Source organism: Pseudomonas haemolytica (assembly GCF_009659625.1).
GTDB lineage: Bacteria > Pseudomonadota > Gammaproteobacteria > Pseudomonadales > Pseudomonadaceae > Aquipseudomonas > Aquipseudomonas haemolytica.
Genome location: NZ_VOIW01000003.1, coordinates 87398 through 101221, shown reverse-complemented (window position 1 = coordinate 101221; position 13824 = coordinate 87398). Strand labels below are relative to the sequence as shown.

The following is a 13824-nucleotide window of genomic DNA, read 5'->3' as shown; positions in this document are numbered from 1 at the left end:
CTCCCTTAAAACCATTCAGCCGCGTGCGGCGGCGATCTTGATCAGTTTGGCGTAGTAGAAGCCATCGTGCCCGCCTTCCTGCGCAAGCAGTTGGCGACCATGGGGCTGCTTGAGGCCGGCCGTGGTAGCGAGGTCCAGCTCACGCGCGCCGCTGGTGCGGGCGAGGAAGGCTGCGACAACCTCGGTGTTCTCGGTGGGCAAGGTGGAGCAGGTGGCGTAAAGCAGGATGCCGCCGACTTCCAGGGTCGGCCACAGCGCATCGAGCAGTTCGCCTTGCAGCACGGCCAGGGCGGCGATGTCGTCGGGCTGGCGGGTCAGCTTGATGTCCGGGTGCCGACGGATTACGCCGGTGGCCGAGCAGGGGGCGTCCAGCAGGATGCGCTGGAATGGCTTGCCGTCCCACCAAGTGGCGGTGTCGCGACCATCGGCGGCGATCAGTTCGGCGCTCAAGCCCAGTCGTGCGAGGTTTTCCCGTACGCGCACCAGCCGTTTAGCTTCAAGATCCACCGCCACCACGCCGGCCAGGTCTTTTTCGACCTCCAGGATGTGACACGTCTTACCGCCGGGCGCACAACAGGCGTCGAGTACACGCTGGCCGGGCGCCAGGTCGAGCAAGTCGGCAGCCAATTGCGCGGCCTCGTCCTGCACGCTGATCCAGCCCTCGGCGAAACCTGGCAGGCCACGCACATCGGTGGCAGCTTCGAGCACGATGCCGTCTGTGCTGTACACGCACGGCGTCGCGTTGATGCCCGCGTCGGCCAGTAACTGCAGATACGCATCACGGCTGTGGTGACGACGGTTGACCCGCAGGATCATCGGCGGGTGTGCGTTATTGGCCGTGCAGATCGCTTCCCATTGCTCGGGCCAGAAGGCTTTCAGGGACTTTTGCAGCCAGCGTGGGTGGGCGGTACGCACTACCGGATCATGTTCCAGCTCGGCCAGCAGCGCTTCACTCTCGCGCTGGGCACGGCGTAGCACGGCATTGAGCAAGGCCTTGGCCCAGGGCTTTTTCAGTTTGTCGGCGCAACCGACGGTTTCACCGATGGCAGCGTGGGCCGGCACGCGGGTGTAGAGCAACTGATAGAGGCCCACCAGCAACAGGGCCTCGACGTCAGCGTCCGCCGCCTTGAACGGCTTTTGCAGCAGCTTGGCCGCCAGCGCAGACAAACGCGGCTGCCAACGGGCGGTGCCAAAGGCCAGGTCCTGGGTGAAGCCGCGGTCGCGGTCTTCGACTTTATCCAGCTGTGTCGGCAATGAGCTGTTCAGCGAAGCCTTGCCGTTGAGGACGGCGGCGAGAGCCTTGGCGGCGGCCAGACGTGGGTTCATTGAGCGGCCACCCCAAGGATCGTGCCCAGGGCAAATTTCTCACGACGGCTGTTGAACAAATCGCTGAAGCTCAATGCTTTGCCGCCGGGCAATTGCAGACGAGTCAGGCACAGCGCCTGTTCACCACAAGCCACCAGCAGGCCGTCTTTACTGGCGCCGATGATTTCGCCGGGGGCGCCTTTGCCGTCGGCCAGGGTCGCGGCAAGTACCTTCAAAGCTTCGCCGTTGAGGCTGCTGTGGCAGATCGGCCACGGGTTGAATGCACGCACCAGGCGTTCCAGCTCGACGGCGGGGCGGCTCCAGTCGATGCGCGCTTCGTCTTTGTTCAGCTTATGAGCGTAGGTGGCCAGGCTGTCGTCCTGGACTTCGTCTTCCAGGGTGCCGGTCGCGAGGCCGGCGATCGCCTGGATCACTGCGGGCGGGCCCAGTTCAGCCAGGCGGTCGTGCAGGCTGCCACCGGTATCTTCGGCAGTGATAGGCGTAGTGGCCTTGAGCAGCATCGGGCCGGTGTCCAGGCCCGCTTCCATACGCATCACGGTCACGCCGCTCTCCTTGTCGCCCGCTTCCACAGCACGCTGGATCGGCGCCGCGCCGCGCCAGCGTGGCAACAGCGAAGCATGGCTGTTGATGCAACCCAGGCGCGGGATATCCAGCACCGCCTGGGGCAGGATCAAGCCGTAGGCCACCACTACCAGCAGGTCTGGTTTCAGCGCGGCCATTTCGGCCTGGGCCTCGGCATTACGCAGGGTCGGCGGTTGCATCACGGGAATATTGTGCTCTAGCGCCAGTTGCTTGACCGGGCTCGGCATCAGTTTTTGCCCGCGACCGGCCGGGCGATCCGGCTGGGTATACACCGCGACGATGTCATAAGGGCTGGCAAGCAGCGCCTTGAGGTGTTCAGCGGCGAATTCAGGGGTGCCGGCAAAAACAATGCGCAGTGGCTCGGTCATGGGCGTTCTCGGTTAAAAGCAGTCACAAAAGAAAAAGGCTTGCCGCAGCAAGCCTTTGGAAGAGGGGCATCAAGCTTGCTGGCGATGCTTTTTTTCCAGCTTCTTCTTGATCCGGTCACGCTTGAGCGTGGACAGGTAGTCGACAAACAGTTTGCCGTTGAGGTGGTCGCATTCGTGTTGGATGCACACCGCCAGCAGGCCTTCGGCAACCAGTTCGAACGGTTTGCCATCACGGTCCAGGGCCTTGATCTTCACGCGCAGCGGGCGTTCGACGTTCTCGTAGAACTCCGGCACCGACAGGCAGCCTTCCTGGTATTCGCCCATCTCGTCGGTCAGCGGTTCGAACTCGGGGTTGATATACACCCGTGGTTCGCTGCGATCTTCCGACAGGTCCATGACCACGACGCGCAGATGCACGTTGACCTGGGTGGCGGCGAGGCCGATGCCCGGGGCTTCATACATTGTTTCAAACATGTCATCGACCAACTGACGAACCTTGTCGTCCACTACGGCCACCGGCTTGGCGATCGTGCGCAGGCGCGAGTCGGGAAATTCGAGGATGTTCAAAATAGCCATAAGCGTAATTGCTGCACATGTGAGGTAGAGACAAATCGGCGGTGGGATGGACCCACACGGCCGGTGTGAAACGCTCAAAAGCCGCGAAGGCCATGACATTTCACGCGAACGCACATAATAAAGGAGATTCACCCCATGAGGAAATCGCTACTCGTCTTGCTGCTGTGGGCCCCGTTCGCCACGGCGCTGATTCCTAAGCCCAGTGAACGCCTGGATCAGGCGGCGAAACAGGCCATCCAGCACTTTTTACTGCACAACCGTGTTGTTGACTCGCCCCAGGATTTGGACAACGCGCCTTACATTGTCGCAGCACAGGGCGGTCGCGTACTGGGCACCAACGGCGACCGCATACATGCCCGCGGTAACCTGGACGCGATCCAGCGCAGCTACGGCATCTTTCGTCGGGGCAAGGTCTACATCGACCCCGACACCCAGGAACTACTGGGCATCAATGCCGATGACATCGGCACCGCACGCTTTTTACTCGCAGACAATCTCACCACGTTGGCGGTGCAGAGGGTTACCCAGGAAATCCGCCCTGGTGACCGGTTGCTTCGCGCCGAACCGCCTGTCGCGCTGGGCAACCTGGATGCAGCCAAATCAGCATCCTTCATCGAAGGGCACATCATCGACATCCCCAAGGGCATCACTCAGATAGGCGTGCTGGATGCCGTGACCCTGAACAAGGGCCGTCGCAATGGCCTGGTAGAAGGCCAGTTGCTGACGGTCATCAAGGCCGGCGCCACCGTGCGAGACACCGTCACCGGTATGCCAACACAACTTCCCGATGAGCGGGCCGGCACCCTGCTGGTGTTTCGTACTTATGAAAAGCTCAGTTATGCCTTGGTGCTGAGTGCTTCACGCTCATTGGCGGTGCAGGATCGTTTTGAGACTGCTCAACAAGCGCAATAAATAGCCTGCTAAATAAGTTACCAACAGAGTTATCCACAGCTTGTTACGGTCAAGGATGATCAAATGAATCCGATAAACAGTAGTGAAATTTCCCCAGCAGAGCTGGAAGCACGGCTACGCTTGCACAGGCTGCCGGAACTAGGCCCCAAGCGTTTTCATGTGTTGATCGAAGCCTTCGGCTGCGCCTCCAAGGCCATCAGTGCCCCCGCCAGCGCCTGGCGTTCCCTCGGCTTGCCCGCCATCAGTGCCGATGTACGGCGTAGCCCGCAAATCCGTGACGGTGCCAGTGAGGCATTGGCCTGGTTGGCCCAGCCGGCCCAGCATTTGCTGATGTGGGACCAGCCTGAGTATCCCGCACTGCTTGCACAGATCGATGATGCTCCGCCGCTGCTATTCGTCGCGGGTGACCCAGGCATCCTGGAAAAACCTCAGCTGGCCATGGTCGGTAGTCGGCGTGCGTCGCGCCCCGGCATGGACACTGCCGCTGCCTTTTCCCGCAGCCTGGCAAGCGCCGGTTTTGTCATCACCAGCGGTCTCGCATTGGGCATTGACGGGGCGGCACATCAGGCGGCATTGGATGTGGGCGGTCATACAATCGGTGTGCTCGGCACTGGCCTGGAAAATTTTTATCCACAGCGTAATCGCAAGCTCGCGGCGGCGATGATTGCCCAAGGTAGCGCCGTGGTTTCCGAGTTTCCGCTGGATGCCGCGCCCCAGGCTGCCAATTTTCCACGGCGTAATCGGATTATCAGCGGGCTTTCATTAGGCGTTCTGGTGGTGGAAGCCAGTATGGCCAGCGGTTCGCTGATCACTGCACGGCTGGCCGCGGAGCAAGGGCGTGAGGTGTATGCGATCCCGGGGTCCATCCACCATCCCGGGGCGAAGGGCTGTCATCAATTGATCCGTGATGGCGCGGTGCTGGTGGAAACTATTGAGCACATCCTTGAAGGCCTGCGCGGTTGGCAAGCGTTGTCGCGTCCGGTACCGATGCCGGTCACCCATCCACTGGTCGCGCTGCTGCATGCGGCACCACATAGCAGCGAAGCCCTGGCAATTGCCAGCGGTCGACCGTTGTCCCACGTGCTCGCAACCCTTACAGAACTGGAGCTGGAAGGTCAGGTGATCTGCGAAAGCGGCCGCTGGGTTGCACGCAGCCAGCTTTTGTAGCGGCCAGTTTATTGGAGCTAGGTTTTGTAACGAAGATCGGTAAACTGCCCAGAGCTTTAGTCCGGAGAGTAAACAATGGTCAACAGGTGGCGTGTGCTTGAAGCCGCACGGGAAATTCGCGCAGGCGCGGTGATTGCTTATCCGACCGAAGCGGTCTGGGGCCTTGGCTGCGACCCGTGGAATGAAGAAGCGGTGGATCGGCTGCTGGCGATCAAGAACCGGTCGGTGGACAAGGGCCTGATCCTGGTGGCGGACAATATTCGTCAGTTCGACTTTCTGTTTGAAGACTTCCCGGACACCTGGATCGAACGCATGGCCAGTACCTGGCCTGGGCCTAACACCTGGTTGGTACCCCACCAGGACTTGCTGCCGGAATGGGTCACGGGTGTGCATGACACGGTGGCGTTGCGGGTCACCGATCACCCGCTGGTGAGGGATTTGTGCGCGCAGGTCGGGCCGTTGATTTCCACTTCGGCTAACCCTCAGGGGCGCCCGGCGGCACGCACGCGGATTCGCGTTGAGCAGTATTTTCGCGGTCAGCTGGACTTGGTGCTGGGTGGCGCGCTGGGTGGGCGCAAGAACCCGAGCCTGATTCGTGACCTGGCGACGGGAAATGTGGTGCGGCCTTCCTGACACCGCTGCGTGTCCTTCGCGAGCAAGCCCGCCCCCACATTTTGATCTGTGAATACATCCAAATGTGGGAGCGGGCTTGCTCGCGAAGAGGCCCTTCAAGCCTCCACCTGTCTCAAGGCTTATGGCAACAGAATGGTCGACCCCGTCGTCCTGCGCTCCGACAACTCCGTCTGCGCCTGCGCCGCATCCGCCAGCGAAAACCGTTGGTTGATATCAATGCGCACCTTGCCGCTCTTGATCATCGAAAACAGATCATCCGCCATCGCCTGCAAGGCCTGCGGGTTGCTGGCGTAGGTCGCGAGTGTCGGCCGGGTCACATACAGCGAACCCTTGGCTGACAGAATCCCCAAATTCACCCCATCCACCGCGCCCGACGCATTACCGAAACTCACCACCAGCCCGCGCGGTGCCACGCTGTCCAAAGACGTCAGCCAGGTATCCTTGCCGACGCCGTCGTACACTACCGGCACTTTTTTGCCGTCGGTCAATTCCAGTACGCGTTGGGCGACGTTTTCCTTGCTGTAATCGATGGTTTCCCAGGCACCGAGGGATTTGGCCAGGGCGGCCTTTTCCGGGGAGCTGACTGTGCCGATCAACTTCACGCCCAGGGCCTTGGCCCATTGGCAGGCCAGGGAACCCACGCCACCGGCAGCGGCGTGGAACAAGATGGTCTCGCCACCTTTCAATTCGTAGGTCTGGCGAAGTAAGTACTGCACAGTCAGGCCCTTGAGCATGGCACCGGCAGCCTGTTCAAAGCTGATGTCATCCGGCAGGTGCACCAGGTTGGCGGCGGGCAGTACATGCAACTCGCTGTAGGCACCCAGCGGGCCGCTGCCGTAAGCCACGCGGTCGCCGACCTTGAACTGGGTGACTTCACTGCCCACGGCGTCAACCACCCCGGCGCCTTCCGCGCCCAGGCCCGATGGCAAGGCTGGCGGCGCGTAGAGGCCACTGCGGAAATAGGTGTCGATGAAGTTCAGGCCTATGGCCTCGTTACGCACGCGAACCTGCTGTGGGCCAGGCTCCGCTGGCGTGTAGTCCAAATACTCAAGCACTTCGGGGCCACCATGGGCACTGAACTGGATACGTTTGGCCATCTGCACTTCTCCTGAGGTTGCATTCGCGTAGCCCCCTATCCCACTCCTAAGCTTGATCCTCGTCAACTGCGGCGCAACGGATTGCAGTGGTATCCTGTGCGCCCATTTGCCGCCGACGCCCAATGGCCTCGCGTAGCTTTGCCCGATTCAAGGTGATGCCATGACTACCCGCACCGAGGCTGTTAAAGCCTACCTGCTTGATCTGCAAGACCGCATTTGCAGCGCCCTGGAAACCTTCGAGACGGACACTCGCTTTATCGAAGACGCCTGGACCCGGCCTGCCGGCGGCGGCGGTCGCACCCGTGTGATCGAAAACGGTTCGGTGATCGAGAAAGGTGGCGTCAACTTTTCCCACGTGTTCGGTAGCGGCCTGCCGCCGTCCGCCAGTGCCCATCGCCCTGAGCTGGCCGGTCGCGGCTTTGAAGCCCTGGGTGTGTCGTTGGTGATCCATCCGCACAACCCGCATATACCGACTTCCCACGCCAACGTACGCTTTTTCATCGCTGAAAAAGACGGCGAAGAACCAGTGTGGTGGTTTGGTGGCGGCTTTGACCTCACGCCGTACTACGGCAACGAAGAAGATTGCGTCCACTGGCACCGCGTGGCCGAGCAGGCCTGTGCGCCGTTTGGCCCGGACGTTTACGCGCGCTACAAGGCCTGGTGCGATAGCTACTTCCACATCAAGCATCGCAATGAACCCCGTGGCATCGGCGGCCTGTTCTTCGATGACTTGAACGAGTGGGGCTTCGACACCTGCTTTGCCTTTATCCGCGCCATCGGCGACGCCTATATCGACGCCTACCTGCCGATTGTGCAGCGTCGCAAGGCCATGGCGTATACCGAGCAACAGCGCGAGTTCCAGGAATTCCGCCGGGGCCGCTACGTCGAGTTCAACCTGGTCTATGACCGTGGCACCCTGTTCGGCCTGCAGTCGGGCGGGCGCACCGAGTCGATCCTGATGTCGCTGCCACCCCAGGTACGTTGGAGCTACGACTGGAAGGCCGAGGCCGGCAGCGAAGAAGCGCGTCTTACTGACTATTTCCTGCAAGACCGCGACTGGCTCGGCATTGTCGCGCCCAAGGCGGCGGTGTGATGGACCATTATGTCGTCTTCGGCAACCCCATAGGCCACAGCAAATCGCCGTTGATCCACCGTATGTTTGCCGAGCAGACCGGCGAACAACTGGACTACAACACGTTGCTCGCGCCGTTGGAGGGTTTCACCAACTGCGCCCGTGAGTTTTTTCAACAGGGCCGTGGCGCCAACGTCACCGTACCGTTCAAGGAAGAAGCCTACCGCCTGGCTAATGCCTTGACCGAACGGGCCAAACGCGCCGGGGCGGTGAACACCCTGAGCAAACAGGCTGACGGCACGTTGTTGGGTGACAACACCGACGGCGCCGGCCTGGTGCGCGACCTGACGGTGAATGCCGGGTTGACCCTGCACGGCAAGCGCATCCTGTTGCTGGGTGCCGGTGGCGCGGTGCGCGGTGCACTGGAGCCGTTGCTGGCGCAGCAACCCTCTTCGTTGATCATCGCCAACCGCACGGTGGAAAAGGCCGAGTTGCTTGCTGAGCTGTTCAACGACCTGGGCCCGGTGTCTGCCAGTGGTTTCGACTGGCTGCGTGAGCCGGTGGACGTGATCATCAACGCCACTTCAGCCAGCCTGTCGGGCGATGTACCGCCGATTGCCGGCAGCCTGATCGAACCGGGCAAGACGTTCTGCTACGACATGATGTATGCCAAGGAACCCACTGCGTTCTGCCGCTGGGCTGCGCAACACGGTGCTGCGGTGGCAATGGATGGCCTGGGCATGCTGGTGGAGCAGGCGGCGGAAGCCTTCTTCCTGTGGCGCGGTGTGCGCCCGGATTCGGCGCCGGTGTTGGCTGAACTGCGCCGCCAGTTGGCCTAGCCTCCCACTTCAATGTGTGGGAGCTGCTCCCACAGTTTTGATCATATTCAGTCTTCGAAATGGATGGGGCAGTTGTCGGCCCCTTCCAGTTTTCTTAACTCCTCGACTACCTGCGGCCTGGCTCGACGCAACGTCAGGCTGCGCCCCAGCCCCGCCAACCGCCGCGCCTCCTGGTGCAGCATCTCCACTCCGGAGTAGTCGATAAAATTGATCTGCTGCGCCTCGATCACCACCCGCTCGCCCTGCAAGCTTTGCAAGCGCACCTGCAGGTAATGGCTGGCGCCAAAAAAGATCGAGCCGCCTACCCGCAACACGTCTTCTTCACCGTCGCGCCATTGCTGAATCCGCGGCTGCGAGGTGCGCTTGAGGTAGAAAAACAGCGATGCCAGAACCCCGGCATAAATCGCCGTTTGCAGTTCCAGCAGTAAGGTGGCGACACACGTCAGGCTCATCACCACGAATTCGGCGCGGCTGACCCGGAACAACGCTCGAATGCCACGGTGGTCCACCAGGCCCCAGCAAATCAGCAGGATGCTCGCTGCCATGCTCGGGATCGGAATATGCGCGATCAATGTCGCTCCAAACAACGCGAATAAAGCCACCCACAAGGCGGAAAACACCCCCGCCAACGGTGAACAGGCACCCGCCTCGTAACTGAGGCCCGAGCGTGTGAAGGATCCGGCTGACAGGTAGCCGGAGAAAAATCCACCGACGATGTTGGATAAACCCTGGGCGCGTACTTCCTGGTTGGCGTCGAGCAACTGTTGCGAGCGGGCTGACAGCGAGCGTGCAATCGACAGGCTGGTCACCAAGCCCAACATGCCCACCGCCACGGCGCTGGGCAGCAGGCGCAGGACCATGTCCAGGTCCATCGGCAACGGGCTGAACGGCGGCACTGTGCCAATAAACGAACTGACCAGCGCCACATGCCCGAACATTGCCGGCCATAGCCAGGTCGCCAGGCTGGCCAGGACCAGAGTGATCAACAGGGTCGGCCAGCGAGGTACCAGGTACTTGAGCAGCATGCCTGCCAGCAACGTACCGAGCCCAAGCGCCAAGGACGCATGGTCCCACTCGCCACCCTGGTCGATCAGCGTCAGCAGGCTATTGATAGCCGTCGCCTGGCTCGGTAAATCCAGCCCCAGCAGGTTAGGCAGCTGCCCCAAGGCGATCACCACGGCGGCGCCCAGGGTGAAACCCAACACCACCGAATGCGATACAAAATTCACCAACGCGCCGAAGCGCAGCAGGCCGAGCAACCACTGGAACACCCCGGCGAGGAAGGTCAGCAACAGGATGAGGGTGATGTAGTCCTGGGAGCCTGGCACGGCCAAAGGGCTGATGCTGGCGTAAAGCACGATGGAAATCGCTGCCGTAGGACCGCAGATCAGGTGCCAGGAAGAGCCCCACAGGCAAGCGATCAATACCGGGATGATTGCGGCGTAGAGCCCGTACTCTGGTGGGAGGCCGGCGATCAGTGCGTAGGCAATCGACTGCGGCAGGGCGAGCACGGCGCCGCTGAGGCCGACGATTGCATCCCGGCCTACGCTGGCGCGGGTTTGGCGCGGGAGCCAGCTGAGGAAGGGGAAAAGTGTATGGCGGTTGGGCCGGCGCATGAGTCGCTCGAAATACTGTAGGAGCGAGCTTGCTCGCGAAGAGGGTTAACGATAACGCGGGCTGTCTGAAAAAACGCGGCGTTTTCGAGTTCCTCGCTGGCAAGCCAGCTCCTACAAGGGGGAGTGTGATCTTTACAGTTTGGCTTTTACCGCCGGCAACGCATCCTGGCCATCCACGGTTTTCACGCCATCAAGCCACTTATCCAATACCCCCGGATTAGCCTTGATCCACGCTTTCGCCGCCTCGGCATTGCTGACCTTGTTGTTGGCCACTTGCGCCATGATGCTGTTCTCCATCTCCTGGGTGAAACTCAGGTTGGTCAGCAGTTTTCCGACATTTGGACAGGCTTGTGCGTAACCCTTGCGGGTCAGGGTATACACGCTCCCGGTGTCACCAAAATACTTCTCCCCGCCCTTGAGGTAATGCATTTTCAACTGCACGTTCATCGGGTGTGGTGTCCAGCCGAGGAAGGTAACGAAACGTTGTTTCTTCACCGCTCGCGAAACTTCGGCAAGCATCGCCTGTTCGCTGGACTCGATGAGCTTCCATTGGCCCAGGTCGAAGTCATTCTTCTTGATGATCTCCTGCAACGATATATTCGCCGGCGCGCCGGAGCCGATGCCGTAGATCTTCTTGTCGAACTTGTCGGCAAACTTGTTCAGGTCGGCAAAGTCATGCACCCCGGCATCCCACACATAATCTGGTACCGCGAGGGTGAACTCGGTGCCCTCGAGGTTCTTCGCCAACTGCACCACATCGCCGTTGGCCACGAACTTGTCATAGAAACCCTGTTGCGCCGGCATCCAGTTGCCGAGGAACACATCCACCTGGCCATCCTTGAGGCCGCCAAAGGTGATCGGCACTGCCAGGGTATCGACCTTGGGCTTGTAGCCCATGCCTGTCAGCAAAAAGCCGGTAATGGCGTTGGTGGCGGCAATGTCGCTCCAGCCTGGGTCGGCCATTTTTACCGTTTCACAGGTGGCGTCCGCGTAAACATTGGCGCTGGTCAACGCCAGCATGCCCAGCACAACCGTCAACTTTTGCATGGCCTTCCCTCTTTGTTTTATTGGTTTTGGCAGGGTTGTGGATAACGTGCCTTGCGCTCCAGGTCGTCGAGGTCGATATGGTTGCGCATGTACTGCTGACTGGCGTCCACCCGTGGCTGGTGATCCCAGCTCTTCAGCTTGCCTTGGGTCAGTGCCTCAAACACCAGGCGGCGACGGCGTTGGCTGGCGAGTACCTGCTGGTGGATCGCCGGGATGTCCCATTTGGCCCGCGCTTCACGCAAAAACGCCTCGAACAGCGATCGGTGTTCCGCTGACTGGCTGAGGTTCTCCCGCTCGTGCGGATCGTTGTGCACATCGAACAGTAGACAAGGGTCGTCTTCGCTGTAGATGAATTTGTAGGCGCCCCGACGAATCATCATCAGCGGGCTGACGGTGCCTTCGGCCATGTACTCGCCGAACACTTCGTCGTGCCCACCCTGCCCTTGCAAGTGCGGGACCAGAGAGCGGCCGTCCAGCGGCAGGCGCGGGTCCAGCTCACCGCCGGCCAGTTCCACCAGGGTCGGCAACAGGTCGGCGGTGGACACGGCTTTGGACACGCGCCCCGGCGCGAACTGCCCCGGCGCACTGATCAACAGCGGTACGCGTGCGGCCATTTCAAACCAGTGCATTTTGTACCAGAGGCCTCGCTCGCCGAGCATGTCACCGTGGTCGCCGGAGAAGATGATGAGGGTGTCGTCGGCCAGGCCGGTGTCTTCCAGGGTCTGCAGCAGCTTGCCGACATTGCTGTCGATGTAGCTGCACGCACCAAAGTAGGCGCGCCGTGCGTCGCGGATCTTATCCACAGGCAGCGGTTTGTCCCACAGGTCATAAACCTTGAGCAGCCGCTGGGAGTGCGGGTCGAGGTCGGACTGGGCCGGCGTCGCTGGCACTGGGATGTCGTTGTCGTCGTACAGGTCCCAGAACGGCTTGGGAATGGTGTAGGGGTCGTGGGGATGGGTCATCGACACGGTGAGGCAGAATGGCTGGTTGCCGTCTTCGCGGATATGGTCGAACAGGTATTGCTGGGCCTTGAACACCACCTCTTCGTCGAAATCCAGCTGGTTGGTGCGCACGCACGGGCCGGCTTGCAGCACCGAGGACATGTTGTGGTACCAGGTGGGGCGTACGTCCGGTTCATCCCAGTTCACCGCCCAACCATAGTCGGCGGGGTAGATGTCGCTGGTCAGGCGTTCTTCGTAGCCGTGCAGTTGGTCGGGGCCGCAGAAGTGCATCTTGCCCGACAGCGCGGTGCGGTAACCAAGGCGACGCAGGTAGTGGGCATAGGTCGGTACATCGGCGGGGAAATCGGCGGCGTTGTCGTAGGCGCCGATCTTGCTCGGCAACTGGCCGCTGACCAGGGTGAAGCGCGACGGCGCGCACAACGGGCTGTTGCAATAGGCGGCGTCAAACACCACGCCTTGCGCGGCGAGGCGGCTGAGGTTAGGCAACTTGATCGGGGACGGACCGTAGAACGGCAGCATCGGCGCGGCCATTTGATCGGCCATGATGAAAAGAATGTTCTTGCGCTTCATGGGCTCTCGGCATTCCATAGGCAGTGTTTATGCGAATGAGCATGCGGCCCATGGAAAATGGGGTAAAGCCCACGGCAAGCAATGTCTAGGATAAGTACAGCTTATGTATGAAGCGCTTGGCGACCTCTCTCTCGACCTGCTGCGTGCCTTTGAGGCGGCGGCGCGCCACCGCAGTTTTACCGCTGCCGCGACGGAGCTGGGCACCACCCAACCGGCTGTCAGCCAGCAGATCAAGCGTCTTGAAGAACAACTGGCAATCCGCCTGTTTGACAGAATCTATCGCGGTACCGAGCTGACTGACGCCGGTGCCCTGCTGTTCGAGCACGTGCAAAACGGCTTGCAGAGCATCAACCAAGGCCTCAGTGCTATCTCCCAGCAAGACCAGCATGAAGTGCTGCAAGTGGCCACCGACTTCGCCTTTGCCGCGTATTGGCTGATGCCGCGCCTGCATCGCTTCCACCAGGCCAACCCGCAGGTGGATGTGAGCTTGGTCACCAGCGAGCGCAACCACGCCACCCTGCGCAGCGATATTGATGTGGCGGTGCTGTTCGGCGATGGTCGTTTCAGGCAGGGCGACAGCCTGTGGTTGTTCAATGAGGAAGTGTTCCCGGTGTGCAGCCCGCTATGGCTCAAGAGCCAGGCCGCGCCCTTGACCGTGCAGACCTTGCAAGACTGCCCGCTGCTGCACCTGCGCCAGGAAAACAACAGCCAGTGGTTCGACTGGAGCGGGGTGTTTCGCGAACTGGGTATCACGGCGGCACCCACCCCGGGCCAATTGCGTTTCGATAATTACACCCTGCTGATCCAGGCCGCGATTGCCGGCCAGGGTGTTGCCATCGGCTGGCGTCATCTGGTGGATAACCTGCTGGAACAACACTGGCTGTGCCGACCGATCAGCGACACGGTGATCTCACGCTTCGGCTATTACGTGGTGCAGCCCCAGCGCAAACGTCGGGGGCCGTTGGTCGAGCGTTTTGTCGAGTGGCTGGTGGCGGAACAGGCCAGCAGTGCGCAGTCGTTGACCGGGCTGGCCCTGCCATCGATTGCGGTCTAGGAT

13 protein-coding genes are annotated in these 13824 nt (G+C 61.1%); 6 read left to right on the top strand and 7 right to left on the bottom strand.

The window, feature by feature from the left end; genetic code table 11:
- Positions 1–15 precede the first annotated feature (15 nt).
- The 3 genes from rsmB to def all read right to left on the bottom strand — a co-directional run bounded on the left by rsmB (position 16) and on the right by def (position 2852).
- The gene (rsmB, locus tag FRT59_RS10855; protein ID WP_153871206.1) at positions 16–1326 is read right to left on the bottom strand and encodes a 16S rRNA (cytosine(967)-C(5))-methyltransferase RsmB; all 1311 of its coding nucleotides are present in this window, start codon (positions 1324–1326) and stop codon (positions 16–18) included.
- Entirely contained in the window at positions 1323–2276 is a 954-nt protein-coding gene (gene fmt / locus FRT59_RS10850; protein WP_153871205.1) for a methionyl-tRNA formyltransferase, read from the bottom strand. The genes rsmB and fmt overlap by 4 nt, the downstream gene beginning before the upstream one ends.
- A gap of 69 nt (positions 2277–2345) precedes the next feature.
- Positions 2346–2852, bottom strand: coding sequence for a peptide deformylase (gene def / locus FRT59_RS10845; protein WP_034116599.1), 507 nt, complete (start codon positions 2850–2852; stop codon positions 2346–2348).
- 135 nt (positions 2853–2987) lie between these two features.
- Here def and FRT59_RS10840 point away from each other — a divergent pair, with 135 nt between their 5' ends.
- The 3 genes from FRT59_RS10840 (at position 2988) to tsaC (ending at position 5564) form a co-directional block, all read left to right on the top strand.
- Complete coding sequence (locus FRT59_RS10840) at positions 2988–3764, top strand: peptidoglycan-binding protein (RefSeq protein WP_153871204.1); 777 nt, start codon at positions 2988–2990, stop codon at positions 3762–3764.
- A gap of 63 nt (positions 3765–3827) precedes the next feature.
- On the top strand, positions 3828–4931 hold the full coding sequence (gene dprA, locus FRT59_RS10835) for a DNA-processing protein DprA (RefSeq protein ID WP_153871203.1): 1104 nt from the start codon (positions 3828–3830) through the stop codon (positions 4929–4931).
- 75 nt (positions 4932–5006) lie between these two features.
- A complete protein-coding gene (gene tsaC, locus FRT59_RS10830; protein ID WP_034116602.1) occupies positions 5007–5564 on the top strand; it encodes an L-threonylcarbamoyladenylate synthase type 1 TsaC in 558 nt (185 codons plus the stop codon).
- Between the two features lie 119 nt (positions 5565–5683).
- On the opposite strand, the gene FRT59_RS10825 is transcribed toward tsaC, so the two are convergent.
- Complete coding sequence (locus tag FRT59_RS10825) at positions 5684–6661, bottom strand: NADPH:quinone reductase (RefSeq protein ID WP_153871202.1); 978 nt, start codon at positions 6659–6661, stop codon at positions 5684–5686.
- Positions 6662–6821: 160 nt separating this feature from the next.
- Between FRT59_RS10825 and hemF the strand changes: the two genes are divergently transcribed.
- Both hemF and aroE read left to right on the top strand, forming a co-directional pair.
- Positions 6822–7754, top strand: a complete 933-nt coding sequence (hemF, locus tag FRT59_RS10820) for an oxygen-dependent coproporphyrinogen oxidase (RefSeq protein ID WP_034116604.1) — start codon at positions 6822–6824, stop codon at positions 7752–7754.
- Positions 7754–8572, top strand: coding sequence for a shikimate dehydrogenase (aroE, locus tag FRT59_RS10815; RefSeq protein WP_153871201.1), 819 nt, complete (start codon positions 7754–7756; stop codon positions 8570–8572). Before hemF ends, aroE begins: the two co-directional genes overlap by 1 nt.
- Before the next feature lie 47 nt (positions 8573–8619).
- On the opposite strand, the gene FRT59_RS10810 is transcribed toward aroE, so the two are convergent.
- The 3 genes from FRT59_RS10810 to betC form a co-directional block, all read right to left on the bottom strand.
- The gene (locus FRT59_RS10810) at positions 8620–10188 is read right to left on the bottom strand and encodes a SulP family inorganic anion transporter (RefSeq protein ID WP_153871200.1); all 1569 of its coding nucleotides are present in this window, start codon (positions 10186–10188) and stop codon (positions 8620–8622) included.
- 132 nt (positions 10189–10320) lie between these two features.
- On the bottom strand, positions 10321–11235 hold the full coding sequence (gene choX, locus FRT59_RS10805) for a choline ABC transporter substrate-binding protein (protein ID WP_153871199.1): 915 nt from the start codon (positions 11233–11235) through the stop codon (positions 10321–10323).
- A gap of 17 nt (positions 11236–11252) precedes the next feature.
- Positions 11253–12767: a choline-sulfatase gene (betC, locus tag FRT59_RS10800; RefSeq protein WP_153871198.1), complete on the bottom strand. Its 1515-nt coding sequence runs from the start codon at positions 12765–12767 to the stop codon at positions 11253–11255.
- 103 nt (positions 12768–12870) lie between these two features.
- On the opposite strand from betC, the gene FRT59_RS10795 reads away from it, so the two are divergent.
- On the top strand, positions 12871–13821 hold the full coding sequence (locus tag FRT59_RS10795) for a choline sulfate utilization transcriptional regulator (RefSeq protein WP_153871197.1): 951 nt from the start codon (positions 12871–12873) through the stop codon (positions 13819–13821).
- The last annotated feature ends 3 nt before the right edge of the window (positions 13822–13824 follow it).

Excerpts from the sequence above, each read along its gene's own strand:
- rsmB (WP_153871206.1), bottom strand. The coding sequence starts at position 1,326 with ATGAACCCACGTCTGGCCGCCGCCAAGGCTCTCGCCGCCGTCCTCAAC.
- fmt (WP_153871205.1), bottom strand. The coding sequence starts at position 2,276 with ATGACCGAGCCACTGCGCATTGTTTTTGCCGGCACCCCTGAATTCGCC.
- def (WP_034116599.1), bottom strand. The coding sequence starts at position 2,852 with ATGGCTATTTTGAACATCCTCGAATTTCCCGACTCGCGCCTGCGCACG.
- FRT59_RS10840 (WP_153871204.1), top strand. The coding sequence starts at position 2,988 with ATGAGGAAATCGCTACTCGTCTTGCTGCTGTGGGCCCCGTTCGCCACG.
- dprA (WP_153871203.1), top strand. The coding sequence starts at position 3,828 with ATGAATCCGATAAACAGTAGTGAAATTTCCCCAGCAGAGCTGGAAGCA.
- tsaC (WP_034116602.1), top strand. The coding sequence starts at position 5,007 with ATGGTCAACAGGTGGCGTGTGCTTGAAGCCGCACGGGAAATTCGCGCA.
- FRT59_RS10825 (WP_153871202.1), bottom strand. The coding sequence starts at position 6,661 with ATGGCCAAACGTATCCAGTTCAGTGCCCATGGTGGCCCCGAAGTGCTT.
- hemF (WP_034116604.1), top strand. The coding sequence starts at position 6,822 with ATGACTACCCGCACCGAGGCTGTTAAAGCCTACCTGCTTGATCTGCAA.
- aroE (WP_153871201.1), top strand. The coding sequence starts at position 7,754 with ATGGACCATTATGTCGTCTTCGGCAACCCCATAGGCCACAGCAAATCG.
- FRT59_RS10810 (WP_153871200.1), bottom strand. The coding sequence starts at position 10,188 with ATGCGCCGGCCCAACCGCCATACACTTTTCCCCTTCCTCAGCTGGCTC.
- choX (WP_153871199.1), bottom strand. The coding sequence starts at position 11,235 with ATGCAAAAGTTGACGGTTGTGCTGGGCATGCTGGCGTTGACCAGCGCC.
- betC (WP_153871198.1), bottom strand. The coding sequence starts at position 12,767 with ATGAAGCGCAAGAACATTCTTTTCATCATGGCCGATCAAATGGCCGCG.
- FRT59_RS10795 (WP_153871197.1), top strand. The coding sequence starts at position 12,871 with ATGTATGAAGCGCTTGGCGACCTCTCTCTCGACCTGCTGCGTGCCTTT.